Below are 12,845 nucleotides of genomic sequence, written 5' to 3' on the forward strand. Positions count from 1 at the left end.
CCTGGCCCCCATGGCAGGAATAAGTGACGCTGAATTCTGCATGAAACTTATCCCCTATGGATTCGACATGGTCACCCTGGGAGGCTACAATGCGGATAGAGAGACCTCCATGGCCGGCAGGCTCATAGCCAGGAGGGGGAGACCTGAATTTGATTTTGACTGTTCTGAACTGAGATCAATCATAGATCATGAGGCCTCAAGGATAAAGGAGAGGTTCGATGTAAGGGTCTCAGTGAACCTGAGGGCCCTTGAACCTGAAAGGATAGTAGAAATCTCCTCCATTGAGTCTGTTGACGTTGTTGAGATCAATGCACACTGCAGACAGCCGGAGATAACAGGGATAGGGGCTGGCCAGTCAATGCTCCTGGACCCTGAATTCCTTGAGGACTTCACAGCGGAGGTTGTAGGGAAGGCGAGATCTGAGGTTTCAGTCAAGATACGTGGAAACGTACCTGGAGCTGACACCCCGGGGGTGGCAGGGGTCCTGGCTGACCTCGGGGTCGACTACATACACCTGGATGCAATGAAGCCCGGTGAGGATCGGGCTGACCTTGAACTTGTATCCACAGTTTCAGAGGTCAAGGGGGACTCCCTCCTCATAGGTAACAATTCTGTGAGGGACCTTGAATCTGCGAGGGCGATGCTTGCAGCTGGAGCTGATGCCGTGTCGGTTGCAAGGGCAGCAATATCAGGCAGAATAAGCTTCAACCTCAGGGAACTGAAATTTAATTCAGACTAAAAATTTAGGAAAATTTTAATAGTCCCTTCATCAAAAGAATATACAGATTCATGTTTACTGACAATGTTGATTCTGGTAGCTGAGGGTGAGCAAATGTCTTTCATAAAGCTGGAAAATGTCACAAAGAAGTTTAAGGGTGTTGAGGTTCTGAGGGATATCAGTGTCGAAATCGATGAGGGCAAGGTTCTGGGCATACTCGGAAGGAGTGGAGCCGGAAAATCAGTTCTCATCAACATGCTCCGTGGCATGAAGGAGTACCGACCGGACAGTGGCCGCGTGATCTACAACGTCGCCATCTGCCCTGAATGCCTTCGGGTGGAGCCACCATCCTTTGATGGCAGGGAATGCTCCTGCGGATCAAGGTTCGCACTGCAGGAGGTCGACTTCTGGAACTGTGACAAGAAGATATTCTCTGCGGTGAGGAGAAGGATAGCCATCATGCTGCAGAGGACCTTCGCCCTTTACGAGGATGACACAGTAATCGATAACGTCATAAAGTCAATGCCTGAAGTTGAATATGAGACAGCCCTCTACAGGGCCCTTGAGCTCCTTGAGATGACCCAGATGGGCCACAGGATAACCCACATTGCAAGGGACCTGAGCGGGGGTGAAAAACAGAGGGTCGTACTGGCACGACAGCTTGCAAAGGAGCCCATGCTCTTCCTTGCCGATGAACCAACAGGTACACTGGACCCCCAGACAGCGGAACTCATACACGATGCACTCATTGAGGGTGTCAAGGACAAGGGCATCACAATGATCATAACCTCCCACTGGCCAGAGGTCATGAGCGACCTCTCAGACTACGCCATATGGATCGAGAAGGGCGAAATTGTTGAGGAGGGAGACCCGGAGACAGTGGTGGCCAGGTTTATGGAACAGGTACCTGCCCCTGAAAAGGCCAAGGAATTCGAACAGAAGAACCCCATAATAAAGATGATTGATGTCAAGAAACACTACTACTCCATTGACAGGGGTGTTGTTAAAGCAGTTGATGGGGTTGACCTCACGGTCTATGAGGGAGAGATCTTCGGTGTTGTTGGCCTAAGCGGTGCCGGGAAGACAACCCTATCCAGGATAATAATAGGTATCACAGAGCCCAGCAGCGGGAAGGTCTGTGTCAGGCTCGGTGATGAATGGATTGACATGACCGAGAAGGGACCCCTCGGCCGTGGCCGTGTAACACCCTACCTTGGAATACTCCACCAGGAGTACAGCCTCTATCCCCACAGGGATGTCCTGGGCAACCTCACAGAGGCCATAAGCCTGGAGCTGCCAGCTGAATTTGCCAGGATGAAGGCTGTATATGTACTGAAGGCTGTCGGATTCGACGAGAAATACGCCGAGAGCATCCTGAACAAGTACCCCGATGAACTCTCAGGTGGTGAAAGGCACAGGGTCGCCCTTGCCCAGGTTCTCATCAAGGAGCCCCGCATAATAATACTTGACGAGCCAACAGGTACAATGGACCCCATAACAAGGGTGCAGGTCACAGATTCCATCCTCAAGGCAAGGGAGGAACTTAATCAGACCTTCCTCATAATATCCCATGACATGGACTTTGTACTGGATGTATGTGACAGGGCATCTCTTATGAGGGGCGGCAGGATTCTAAAGACAGGCGACCCCGAGTCAATCGTCGGCGACCTAACACCCGATGAGAAGAGCAAGATGCTCAGGGAGTAAATACTCCCATTTAATCGGGGGACCGCAATTTATTTATTAAACTGTAATTAAAGGCATTAAAGTATCTGTTAACCATGACGTTTTATTAATTGAATAAATATAATTAATAAAGGAGGACTTTGTTTGGTATGGAGCGATGCACCATCCCATGTTTGCAGGGGTGGTGATAAGAGGGCACTCACCTTCTGCTGCCCGCCGGTTAAACCCTGCCCCATAATGATAGCCCTCGAGGAGGCAGGACTCACACCCCAGGATTACATTGAAATTAAGGAGTCATTCGCAAAGAGAACAAGGCTTGGTGAGGGTCAGGGGACATGCTTCGGGTCCCTGGTATGGTGCTGCAAGCCATCAAAGCCATGCCCCCTGCGGGACATGGCAATGAAGAGGATAAACATGACCACAGAGGAGTACATGGAACTCAAGAAGAAACTCTCCGAGGAACTGGTAGGCACATCAGCACCTGACACCGAGAGCGTGAAGGCCCTGGCAGATGCCTTCCATGTAACTCCCGAGGAGGCCATGGAGGCCCTTGAGGAGGCAGGCAACGACATCAGGACTGCAATGAAGATACTGAGAATGAAGTCCCTCTGACGGATGATATGATGTCCCTCACACCCCTCTACATAGACATGGATGGTAGAAGGGTCCTCATCGTCGGCTCCGGTGGGGTGGGGAGGAGGAGGGCTGAGAGATTCCTTGAAGCAGGAGCAGAGGTCGCTGTTATCGGCACATCAGAAATTGAGGGGACCATCCCTGCCGTGGAGGATGACCTTGAGTACTGGGTGGACTGGGCCGACCTCATTGTGGCAGCAAGCCCAGACAGGGACCTGAATGAAAGGGTGAGTGAACTCGCAGACGGTAAACTGATAAACCGGGCAGATGACCCTTCAAGGGGCAACGTGGTGGTCCCGGCCACCTTCAGCATTGGAGAGGTTTCAGTATCCATCTTCACAGGGACAAAGAGCCCCCTGATGGCGAGGTATCTGAGGGAGAGGATCCAGGAGGCCATCACCCATGAGGACCTACTCATGATAGAGGTCCAGGACAGGGCCCGCAGTATTCTAATGGAGGAGGTCGGTGATCACAGGAAGAGGCGCAGGATACTCTATGAAATTTCCGAGGACCCAGGGGTGAGGGAGATGATTGAGGGGGGAGACCTTGATGGGGCAGTTGAAAGGGCTGAAATCATAATCAGGGATAGGATGGGGGGTTGCAGGTGATTCTCAACATAAGGCTGGACCACAAGACATCCGATGTGAAGACCATGGAGTCCTCCCATGAGAGGATGCAGGCCCTTGTGGATGAACTCGAGTCAAGGGGAGTTGTGATGGAGAAGGTCCCGATAAGGACCTGCAACCGCATCGAATACTACCTTTCAGTCAGTGATATACCTGCGGGATTTGACTTCGATGGATTTACAGTTGAAAGGGACGAGGATGCCCTCAGGCATATCCTGAGACTTGCATCCGGCCTTGAATCCATGATAATAGGGGAGGACCAGATACTCGGCCAGATAAAGGCTGCAAGGGTTCAGGCCCTACGTGATGGGACCTGCGGTCCGGTCCTTGACATGGTGTTCACCAAGGCGGTCCATGTGGGGCAGACCGTCAGGAGGAAGACCCAGATAAACAGGGGCTCTGTTTCCATAGGATCAGCCGCAGTTGACCTTGCAGAATCCATACACGGAGATCTGAAGTGCAGGAAGGTCCTTGTCATAGGGGCAGGTAAGATGGGGACCCTCGTTGCAAGGGCACTTGCAGAGAAGCACCTCAGCGCCATAATGGTGGCCAACAGGACCTATGAGAGGGCCTACCAGCTGGCATGTGAACTCGGTGGAAAGGCTATACACTTCGACAGACTCAACAGGGCCCTGAGGGACGCAGACGTCATTATAAGCGCCACAGGATCACCCCACCACATACTGACCCGTGAACGTGTAAGGGACGCCATACCCCCGGAGAGGAGATCCTCCGTTGTCATGGTGGACATAGCAAACCCACGTGACATAGAGGACTCAGTGAGGGAACTTGGCATCAGGCTGTTCACAATTGATGACCTGAGGGGGGTGGCGGAAGAGAACCGGAGAAGGAGAGAGGCTGAGGCGAAGGAGGCTGAAAGAATCGTTAAAAGTGAACTTAAGCTCCTCCTGAGGTCCCTCAAGCACATGGAGGTCGAACCCCTCCTTGCAGAGGTGAGGAGTAACATGGAGTCCATCAGGAGGCGCGAGGCTGAAAGGGCCCTCAACAAGATCATGAACTCCTCTGACCCTGCGAGGGTTATTGATGGTCTCAGCAGGTCCATCGTGGATAAGATATTTCATGATATAGCCATCAGTATCCGTGAGGCGGCTGAGAGGGGTGATGATGAATTTTTGAGCATGTGCGCGGAACTCTTTAAGTGCGGGAATCTAAAATAAGCATTTAAATGAGAGATTTCTCTTTGCGGTCTTATAGGGATCTCTGTGGGTTTTTTAATGCGGATTTTTTTGGGTCTTATATGGATCAATAAAAGGTTTTTTCAGGCAAACATGTGTTTGGGTTCGCCTGAGACCTTACGCTCCTTAAGGGCGTACTCTAAATGTTCGGGCCTAACAGATTCACTGTCCTCTGCTATGGCCCTGTGGAGGGCTGTCTTAAGAACCCTGTCCTTTATATCCCTCCCTGACATTCCCCTTGTGAGCTTGACAAGTTTATCAAGAGGGAAATCAACATTGAGGGGCATGGTTTCAATGTACTTCTCAAGGATCAATCTTCTCTCCTCATCATCAGGCAGTTTGAACTCAATTTCCTCCTCAAAACGGCTTCTTATGGCCCTATCAAGCAGTTCAGGGTTGTTGGTGGCCCCTATTGTTACAACACCCCAGTTCTGGTTTATACCATCCATCTCTGTGAGGAGTGCGTTTACGACCTCTGATACGTCTCCACGGAGGGACTGGTATCTCCTGTCAAGGCCAATGGCATCCATTTCATCTATGAATATGACTGCTGGGGCTGTCTTTGATGCGAGTTCATACAGTTCATGTATCTGCCTTGCACCATCACCCACATGTTCCCCTATGAGGCTCGTGGCCTTTATGAGGTAGAGGGGTACCTTAAGTTCATTTGCAAGGGACTTTGCAAGCATGGTCTTACCTGTGCCGGGGCTTCCATGGAAGAGGACGTTCCGGGGTGCCCAGTCCCTGAAGCGGTCTGGATCTTCAAGGTACTTCATGATTATCCTGCACTTTATCTTGGCGTCCTCCTGCCCGATAACGTCATCCATGGTGATGCTGCTCCTGACCTCATGGAATTCCTCCCTCTCGTTCTCGAGGAGTATTATTGAGGTGTTCCTGGTTATCTTTGAGCCGTCAGGGTGGGCTCTTATTATCTTGAAGGCATAGTCAGGGAGCAGTTTCTGGTCAAAGAGGTATGAACCCTCAGATGCCCTGAAGCCCTCCCACTGGTCCCTGGCGTATATCTCAAAGAGCTCCTTGTTAACGGCGTCTATCCTTGGAGCCTCCATGAGGTTGCATACAAAGGGGTATCCAACTGGCTGCAGCACAACAAGTTTCGCCTCCCTTTCAGGGTCTGATGCCTGCACTGGAAACTTTTTATCGGATACCTGGGGGTCATAGACTATATTGTTGAATTTCACCACATCACCTGTTCTTCAGAAACAAATTCTGATACTGTGATATATTTCAGAAATAAACTCATCATAGATAAATTGTGTGTGTGGCTGTATAAACCTTTAGGTTTTCAGAAAGATAGATAAATTGTTCGCGTGGCATAGGTTAGATGGCTCACTTATACAGGTTACCTTCCAGAGCTCTATTCTCTCTGGAGGTATTCATTGACGATGGCCTTTATTTTCACGGCATCAGCGTCCTTCATGGGTGTCTCGGAGATTATGGTGGCGTCCCAACCGCCATCCACAAGAACCTCTATGAGGGGTTCTATGGGAGGCCCGTAGCCCTCAGAGAGGCTGTGATGCTTCCTCTCCCCGGCGTCGGTGTACTCTATCCCGGTGAAGTGGCAGTGAAGGTGATGGGGCCCAATTCTTGACTCGATCCTCTCAAGTATCTCCCTGTAACTGGAGGCGTCCCTTATGCATCCACCACCCCTTGCATGTATATGTGCAAAGTCTATGGTGGGCATGACCTCATCGAATTCCTCTGAAAGCTGTATTATCTCATCAAGGCTTCCGACCTGTGATCTCTTGCCTGTTGTCTCAGGTGCAAGGATGAATTCCCTGATCCCTGTACCATGGAGGCGTTCGATGAGCTCGTCCAGTGCTTTGATGCAGAGTTCAAGGGCCCCGGCCTTTCCATGGTCTCCATAGAATCCCGGGTGGAATACGATCCTGTAGGCTCCCATCAGTTCCGCTGCAACGGCACAGTCAAATAGGCGTTCAATGGATTTTTCAACGGTCTCCTTCTTGGCCGATGAGAGGTTTATGTAGTATGGTCCGTGCATCGAGACAAGGATGTCATTCTTCCTGGAGTTCTCTCCGATCCTGATGGCGTTCTCCCTCTTTAACCTGAGGCCATAGGTTGCCTGGTACTCGTAGGCGTCCAGTCCCATGGCCCTGATCTTGCTGAAGACATTGACGGTGCTTCCACGGTAACCAACAGGGTTACCTGCCGGACCAACCCTTATCAAAAACAACACCACTAAAAAGGAAGGGAGATTTAGAGGATGCCCATGGCCCTGTTGGTCTTCATGATGGACTTCATGTTGTCCTCCTCGAGCTCCAGGAGTGCCCTTATGGCATCCACACTCTCAGGCACAGCATCTGACTCCTGGTGGACGGCCTGCATATAGAAGAGTTCCCCGTCAACAACGTTTATTGACTCCTCCCATACAGGTATCTCGAAGAGGTCGTTCCTTGACCTTCCAAGTTCCTTGGCGTACTCCATTATCTCAGCCGTTGATGCGAGACCCTCAGAGGCCCTGACAAGCATGACCCGGGTGGTCTCATCGAGCCGGGCCTTTATCTCATCGGCCTCAACAGGATCCTCAAGTTCAACCATTATGTTGTGCTGGTGCATCAGTGTTGTTGGCACCAGGAGGGCCACCGTGTGGATGTTAACGCCCTTCATGACGGTCTTGAGGTCGGGGCCGTGGTGTGATGGCACGGTTGGAGGGTTCGGTACTATGGCGTTTATCGGTCCCTTTTTGACCTGCACCGGGTCTGCACCCCTCCTCACCATAACAGCCCTCACCTTCTTTATGCCGCAGAGGTCATCGATGGGTTTGAGGGTTCTGCAGAGTCCTGTTGTGTTGCATGAAACCACACGGGTATAGTCGGCTCCGAGGGATTCATGGTAGTTTGCAAATGAGTTGAAGGATAGTCCTATGGCGTCGTGTTTTTCACCGCCCTGGAATATGGCCTTTATGCCCTTCTCCCTGTACATTTCAAGGTTCTTTGCACCTATACCCTCAGGTGTTGCATCAACCACTATGTCGGCTTCCTCCAGCATGTCCTCCACGGTACCGCTCACAGGTATGCCGGCCTCGTCGAAGAGCTTCTCACGTTCAGGGATGCTGACGTAGAGGTCGTATCCCTTCTCGATTGCAACCCTCGCCTCAAAATCAGGTTTTGTCTTGCTGACACCAGCGACCTTCATGTCTTCCTGGGCAGCTACAGCATCAGCAACTCTCTTTCCTATTGTCCCATACCCGTTAATGGCTACAGATATCATTTAAAAAAACCTCCTATCCCCTGAAAACCGCTGTTCCCAGGGGAACCTCTTTGAGTTTAAATTCCTAACCTGATACTATTTTTACTGGATTATTTTATATAGTTATCTAAAAATGCGGTGAATGGCGGATCCGGAATTAAAGGTCCCTGTGATACTCTTTAATGCTTCCCATGGGCTTCTGATGTGAAAGGATGCCTCTAAGGGCCTCATAGGGTTTAAAAAGAAATGCTGGGGACTGCAGGTTCATCCACAGAGAAACAGCAGTTATTGTTCAGTGGTTAGAAGCAATCAGTTTTTGTTAAAAAAGATTAATAAAAATTTAAGATGCTTCAGCTACTGGTTCTCCACGGCCTCGAGTTTCTCTGGCAGGTAGGTGTCTACAACATACTCGAGACCATACTTTGAGAATGACTGCTGTTCTGCCTTCTTACCGATAGTGAGCATCTTCTTGATCTCTGTCTTCCAGAAATCACCCCTGTACCTTGGGTCGTGTAGGAGCTCCTTGAGCCTCCCAACATCGACATCCTTGAGGGGATCCGTTGGAAGGTCATAATTTATTATGTCACTTGCAGTCACACCCAGGAACTTTGCATCGGGGGTTGCAAGCTGATGATTCACATGGGCGAGCTTTGCACTGCCTGAGATGATGACCATGGCGATGTGGAATCCCCAGGGGTCTCCGTCGTTGCAGATGTAAACCGGGAGGTTGAGTTCCTCGTTCACCCTCTTGATGAACCTTCTTGTCGCCCTTGCAGCCTGGCCCTTAAGCCCTACTATGAGGGCATCGAACTTCTTGTGGGCCTTCTCCTGAACGAGACGGTGGAACATACCCATTGTCTCAACTGCAATGACACGTTCAACGTCATGGTCCACAAATTCAACCTCATCGATGGTTGGGGATATGTTGTAGCCTGATTTACCTGATCTGAGGGCGTCTATTTCTATATCACCCTCACGGACGGTCAGGGCTCCGTAGACAGAGGCCCCATCCTCCTCGGGCATCAGGCCGAGTTCCTCCCTGGTCATGCCCAGGGTGACCTCAAGGTCCTCACCAACGATGTTGGACTCCTGCTGGTCTGCAAAGTCCACCTCCCAACCCTCTGAGATGTAGTAGAGTTCCCTGAGGGTGGCTGTTTTCTCCCTCGCCACGAGGTCCTTGCAGAAGTTGGCTGTGTAGAGCATCTGCCCTATCTTCTTGATCTGCTTAACGTTACCCATTGAACGTGTACCGTATCGGTCTCCGAGGACGTAGTGCCTCTTATCTTCATCATAGATTATGTTGGATGTGCCCCTTGATGGAACCTTTATCCTGGGGATTCTCCCCTGGGTCACATCATCGAGTATAACGTCTCCAAGACTTTTGAGTTTGTTAATGGCTATTTCCCTTCTATTCATTCAGTGATTCCCCCCAGAATTTCAAGTTTTGCCCTTCTTGTAACTGTGTCGAGCAGTTCTCTGTAGTCGGGTTCTTCCCGCTCAGCCAGAAGAGCGGCCTGTTTTATAATCACGGGAACGTAGCTCTCAAAGATCTTCGCCCTCTGGGCCTCCTCCTTGGCGGCCTTCTTCTTCCTGAGGTACTTGTAGAGCTTCCTTGCAACTATCATGGTGGCCTGCCTGATCTCCCCGAGTATCTCGGGTTCAGGTGACACACTCTGCTTACCTGTTGACAGGTAGGGGACGTTGGTTGACACCACATTGACGAATATGCTTATGGGTGCATTTTCAAGGTCCCTTATGCCGTAACGCTTCCAGTCGAGGCTCTTAACGCCCTCTGTTATTGCGCAGCTTCCGGCGTCGAAGGTGAGGGGCACCCTGTTGGCGAACCTCATTATCTCAGCCTTTCTCTGGTCACCGACAAGTCTGCCGGAGTTTCCACCGTAGGCGATACCTGCCTCAACGATGAAGGCTATACCCCCGCGGTAGGTCTTTGGCTTCCTTGTTACCGTTGCTGTGAACTCTGGCTGGAGTATCTCCTTCATACCCTTCTCAATCTGCTCCTCTCCGATGGGTATGAGGCCGGAGGTCGGTGGGGACATGAACTTCATCTTCTTGAAGGCCTCAACTATCTGCTCGGCCTCCTCCCACTTCATGTCCTTCGGTCTTTTGTTGAGGTCTATCCCTGTAAGTTCCTCCAGTTCCTTGATCTTCTTGGAGGACATCCTTGAGAGGTTGCTTTTTAGCATGCTCCCGAACCGCCTTTTATCGGTGTGCTTTGCCATGAATATAAGGTCATCGGCGGTGACACCCCATGGGTGGGGGAGGACCTCCTTTGGCATTGGGGGTATGACGTCGGATGCCCTGTTGAAGACGTAACGGTTCCCTGTCGGGTCATTGAATATTATCCTTGCATGGGGGTTGGCTATCATTGTCCTCCTTATGTACTCGTAGGCTCCCTGTTCTGAGAGTGAGTAGGAGACGTCCTTGAAGTGGAGTTCTATGCAGACACCGGTACCATCGACTTCGACCTCCTCCTTTTCGAGTATGAGGCCCTGGTTCTTTTTAACGTCCATCTTGAGGGTCATTTTGACTCCCTTGAGTTCTCCGTTTTCCATTGTACCCGAGATGACCTTCACGGGTTTACCTGTGGTCATCTGTGATAGAAGCACACAGCCACTGCATCCGAGTCCCTGCTGTCCCCTGGACTGGATGTTCCTGAACTTTGACCCTGCGAACATGGTACAGAAGACCTTTGGGATGTACTTTTCAGGTATACCCGGGCCGTTGTCCTGGTGTCTCAGGATGTAATGGTCCTTCCCGATTCTCTTGAGATCTATTTTGATCTCAGGGAGTATACCTGCCTCTTCGGCAGCGTCAAAGCTGTTGGTTATGAGTTCGTGGAAGACTATTGTGAGTGACCTTATTTTCCCGGTAAAACCAAGCATCTGCTTGTTTTTTCTGAAGAATTCTGAGGGGGTGAGTTCCTGGAATCCTTCATCAAAGAGATCCAAAGCTTGCCTAGCCAAAAATTCGCCTCCTTTAAAGATTTTTTCATGGGATTAATACATGGGGACTGCCATGTTCATATCTATATATGTGTAATTCATGGCATATAAACTTATACTCCTATATGTAACTATTACAGAAGATGCAGTTTGGAGGGTATCATTAGAATAATTGAAGTTAAAACCCATAAAAATTAGGATTATGGTGGAGTTTACATTAATTTAGCGCCTTCCTGAAACTCCTTCATTTTCAGTTCCTGCTTCTTCTTTTCAAGAAATGCGTACACAGATTTGTGCCTTGCGCCATTAAGTATCATTTCAACGGCTTCCCTGGCAACAGCAAGTTTCTCAAATTCTCCTATGAGCGAGACTGTCTTGCCGTAGACCGATATGTCCACTCCTGTCATGTCGTGGATTATGCGTCTTGTTATCCCTTCACGGCCGATTACACGACCCTTCTGCCTTGCAATGGCCTTCTTGGATTTACCGACATAGTCGGTTATCTTGATGACGTCCAGGGCTACATCGTCATCAAGGAGCCTCAGGGCAACCTCCGGGTTGAAACCCCTCCCTATGGCCCTTACAATGTGTCTGGCCTTCCATGGTGAGAGCGGGTCATCAAGTTCATCCTGTGGTATGAGAGTAACTGCACCGGTTTCACTGTCAATCTCCAGTTCAGTCTGGGTCAGGCGCTCTATCTTTGCCTTAACCTCACCATTTTTGCCTATTAAAACTCCAACCCTCTCACGGGGTATTTTAATGTATTCCTCGGCGGGCATTTCATTCACCTCAATGAAATAAATAGTTTAGATTATGCTGTTTTTTGACCATGTTTTGGTTTTTCATGGCTCTGGCGATTATCAGGGGCTTCCTGGTCTATGGATCCGCTGTTTATTCCCTGTAGATACCTCTAACATCATACTGGTTTTTTCTACGGTATATATGTTACCTTTCGGTTATTCTTTTCCCGGGCTTACTTTCCGGTTATCCTCTCCCTCATATAATCTGCACTTACAGAAACCCCTATCCTTCTGAAGTCACGTATCATGTTCTCTATGTCCCTTTCAAGGAGTTCGCCGGCAAGGGGATGTTCGAGTACCATTGCCTGGGATACATCTATTATTACGGGTTCACCGCAATGGTTGAGTATGTTGAAGAATGATAGATCCCCATGCACAAGTCTGGCCACATTATAGAGGCGGTACATGTATTCAAGTATTGTTTCAAGGGCTTCCTCGGGGTCCTCGGGTGGGGCGTCCCTCATGGTGGGCGCTGGAACCCCATCTTCCCCTATGAATTCCATTAGGAGCACATTGTCCCTTGCAGTGACGGGTTCCGGTACACGGACCTCTGCCTCAAGGGCCCTCTTAAGGTTCCGGAATTCCTTGTTAACCCAGGCCTGGACCAGCTGGCGCCTGTTTGTTGTCCTGACCTTGAATCGGGGGTCCCCCTGGATGTAGTACTGCATCTTCTTGAAGTCGGATGTGGCCACCCGGTAGATCTTGACTGCCACGAAGTCGTCGGTGTCTGTGATGCCCTTGAAGACATTGGCCTCCTTCCCGGTACTCACAGCACCATTGAGAACAGCAAGGTAACCTGAATTCGCCAGCTTGTAGAGGGTTTTCAGGGTCAGCTCATCAAAGACCTCGCTACCGACCCGCCGGTCTTCAACACCCTTCAATCTTTTAACAGCCTCCATCCGGCCGAGGTCGGAATCAACCCTGTTCACTGCCCTGGATTTAAGGGCCCTGATCTCGGGGGCCTTCCCGGTTTCTTCGGGGTCCATTAAAATCAA

Annotated in this window: 12 protein-coding genes; 5 read left to right on the plus strand and 7 right to left on the minus strand. The window is 50.3% G+C overall.

Features of this window, described 5'->3' with window-relative positions; all coding sequences use genetic code 11:
* The first annotated feature begins 10 nt into the window (after nucleotides 1-10).
* The 5 genes from C7452_RS01760 to hemA all read left to right on the plus strand — a co-directional run bounded on the left by C7452_RS01760 (nucleotide 11) and on the right by hemA (nucleotide 4,841).
* Nucleotides 11-739, plus strand: coding sequence for an MJ0144 family RNA dihydrouridine synthase-like protein (locus C7452_RS01760; protein WP_115892502.1), 729 nt, complete (start codon nucleotides 11-13; stop codon nucleotides 737-739).
* 93 nt (nucleotides 740-832) lie between these two features.
* Nucleotides 833-2,425: a methyl coenzyme M reductase system, component A2 gene (atwA, locus tag C7452_RS01765; protein ID WP_115892030.1), complete on the plus strand. Its 1,593-nt coding sequence runs from the start codon at nucleotides 833-835 to the stop codon at nucleotides 2,423-2,425.
* Nucleotides 2,426-2,548: 123 nt separating this feature from the next.
* Nucleotides 2,549-3,016 (plus strand): methanogenesis marker 9 domain-containing protein, encoded by a 468-nt coding sequence (locus tag C7452_RS01770; RefSeq protein ID WP_115892031.1) that lies wholly within the window; start codon nucleotides 2,549-2,551, stop codon nucleotides 3,014-3,016.
* An 11-nt stretch (nucleotides 3,017-3,027) separates the two neighbouring features.
* Nucleotides 3,028-3,645: a precorrin-2 dehydrogenase/sirohydrochlorin ferrochelatase family protein gene (locus C7452_RS01775; RefSeq protein ID WP_245942755.1), complete on the plus strand. Its 618-nt coding sequence runs from the start codon at nucleotides 3,028-3,030 to the stop codon at nucleotides 3,643-3,645.
* Nucleotides 3,642-4,841: a glutamyl-tRNA reductase gene (gene hemA / locus C7452_RS01780; protein WP_115892033.1), complete on the plus strand. Its 1,200-nt coding sequence runs from the start codon at nucleotides 3,642-3,644 to the stop codon at nucleotides 4,839-4,841. Before C7452_RS01775 ends, hemA begins: the two co-directional genes overlap by 4 nt.
* 101 nt (nucleotides 4,842-4,942) lie before the next feature.
* On the opposite strand, the gene C7452_RS01785 is transcribed toward hemA, so the two are convergent.
* From C7452_RS01785 to C7452_RS01815, 7 genes are all read right to left on the minus strand, one after another.
* Nucleotides 4,943-6,058, minus strand: a complete 1,116-nt coding sequence (locus C7452_RS01785; RefSeq protein ID WP_115892034.1) for an AAA family ATPase — start codon at nucleotides 6,056-6,058, stop codon at nucleotides 4,943-4,945.
* Nucleotides 6,059-6,234: 176 nt separating this feature from the next.
* On the minus strand, nucleotides 6,235-7,074 hold the full coding sequence (locus tag C7452_RS01790; protein ID WP_342769712.1) for a deoxyribonuclease IV: 840 nt from the start codon (nucleotides 7,072-7,074) through the stop codon (nucleotides 6,235-6,237).
* A gap of 20 nt (nucleotides 7,075-7,094) precedes the next feature.
* A complete protein-coding gene (locus C7452_RS01795) occupies nucleotides 7,095-8,108 on the minus strand; it encodes a phosphorylating glyceraldehyde-3-phosphate dehydrogenase (protein WP_115892036.1) in 1,014 nt (337 codons plus the stop codon).
* Between the two features lie 333 nt (nucleotides 8,109-8,441).
* Nucleotides 8,442-9,503, minus strand: a complete 1,062-nt coding sequence (locus C7452_RS01800) for a DNA topoisomerase IV subunit A (protein ID WP_115892037.1) — start codon at nucleotides 9,501-9,503, stop codon at nucleotides 8,442-8,444.
* Nucleotides 9,500-11,071, minus strand: a complete 1,572-nt coding sequence (gene top6B, locus C7452_RS01805; protein WP_115892038.1) for a DNA topoisomerase VI subunit B — start codon at nucleotides 11,069-11,071, stop codon at nucleotides 9,500-9,502. The genes C7452_RS01800 and top6B overlap by 4 nt, the downstream gene beginning before the upstream one ends.
* 191 nt (nucleotides 11,072-11,262) lie before the next feature.
* Nucleotides 11,263-11,829 (minus strand): KH domain-containing protein, encoded by a 567-nt coding sequence (locus C7452_RS01810; RefSeq protein WP_115892039.1) that lies wholly within the window; start codon nucleotides 11,827-11,829, stop codon nucleotides 11,263-11,265.
* A 194-nt stretch (nucleotides 11,830-12,023) separates the two neighbouring features.
* A complete protein-coding gene (locus C7452_RS01815; protein WP_115892040.1) occupies nucleotides 12,024-12,836 on the minus strand; it encodes a serine protein kinase RIO in 813 nt (270 codons plus the stop codon).
* Between the last annotated feature and the right edge of the window lie 9 nt (nucleotides 12,837-12,845).

The sequence above is a fragment of the Methanothermobacter defluvii genome, from assembly GCF_003385755.1.
Taxonomy (GTDB): Archaea; Methanobacteriota; Methanobacteria; order Methanobacteriales; family Methanothermobacteraceae; genus Methanothermobacter; species Methanothermobacter thermautotrophicus.

What these genes read in the sequence shown, in the direction of transcription:
- C7452_RS01760 (WP_115892502.1), top strand. Translation starts at nt 11, where the DNA reads ATGGCAGGAATAAGTGACGCTGAATTCTGCATGAAACTTATCCCCTAT.
- atwA (WP_115892030.1), top strand. Translation starts at nt 833, where the DNA reads ATGTCTTTCATAAAGCTGGAAAATGTCACAAAGAAGTTTAAGGGTGTT.
- C7452_RS01775 (WP_245942755.1), top strand. Translation starts at nt 3,028, where the DNA reads ATGTCCCTCACACCCCTCTACATAGACATGGATGGTAGAAGGGTCCTC.
- C7452_RS01795 (WP_115892036.1), bottom strand. Translation starts at nt 8,108, where the DNA reads ATGATATCTGTAGCCATTAACGGGTATGGGACAATAGGAAAGAGAGTT.
- C7452_RS01800 (WP_115892037.1), bottom strand. Translation starts at nt 9,503, where the DNA reads ATGAATAGAAGGGAAATAGCCATTAACAAACTCAAAAGTCTTGGAGAC.
- C7452_RS01810 (WP_115892039.1), bottom strand. Translation starts at nt 11,829, where the DNA reads ATGCCCGCCGAGGAATACATTAAAATACCCCGTGAGAGGGTTGGAGTT.
- C7452_RS01815 (WP_115892040.1), bottom strand. Translation starts at nt 12,836, where the DNA reads ATGGACCCCGAAGAAACCGGGAAGGCCCCCGAGATCAGGGCCCTTAAA.